We start from the raw sequence: 621 nt of genomic DNA, 5'->3' as shown, positions 1-621 counted from the left end.
GTGGTCTTTCAAGCAGGACCGGCGGACGTAGCCTTCTCAGCATGACGACGCCGGCTGAGTCCGTGCCCCTGACCAGCCGACGCCCGCCGCAGCGGCGGCGGCACGGGGCGCTGCTGTTCCTCCGAGACGTGGTGGTCATCGTCCTGGTAGCGGTTCTGGTTTCCAGCCTGGTCAAGACGTTCCTCGTGCGGTCGTTCTACATTCCGTCGTCTTCGATGAACAACACGCTGGTGCAGGACGACCGCATCATCGTCAACGAGCTCGTCCCCGATGTCGTGCCCCTCTCCCGCGGAGACGTCATCGTGTTCAAGGACCCGGGCGGATGGCTTCAGCCCGTCCCGCAGGCCGAGGACACGTCCATCGCCGGGCTGTTCGAGAACACGCTGCAGGCGGTGGGACTGGCGCCCGAGGAGACCAACGATCACCTCATCAAGCGGCTGATCGGGCTTCCTGGCGATCACGTCGTCTGCTGCACGCCGTTGGGGCAGATGACCGTGAACGGGCAGCCCCTCGATGAGGCCTCGTACATCAAGGACGGCGAGAACGCCCCGGCCGCGTCGAGTATCCCGTTCGATGTCACCGTGCCTGCCGATGGGCTCTGGGTGATGGGCGACAACCGGG

At 65.7% G+C, this 621-nt stretch carries 1 protein-coding gene; it reads left to right on the top strand.

What is annotated here, in order from left to right; genetic code table 11:
* Positions 1 to 41: 41 nt before the first annotated feature.
* Positions 42 to 621 (top strand): signal peptidase I (gene lepB, locus C5C54_RS17525; protein WP_104288912.1); only part of this gene is annotated, 580 nt, incomplete at its 3' end.

It is taken from the genome of Rathayibacter sp. AY1F2 (assembly GCF_002930885.1).
GTDB lineage: Bacteria > Actinomycetota > Actinomycetes > Actinomycetales > Microbacteriaceae > Rathayibacter.
This window is presented reverse-complemented; position numbering and strand designations above follow the sequence as displayed.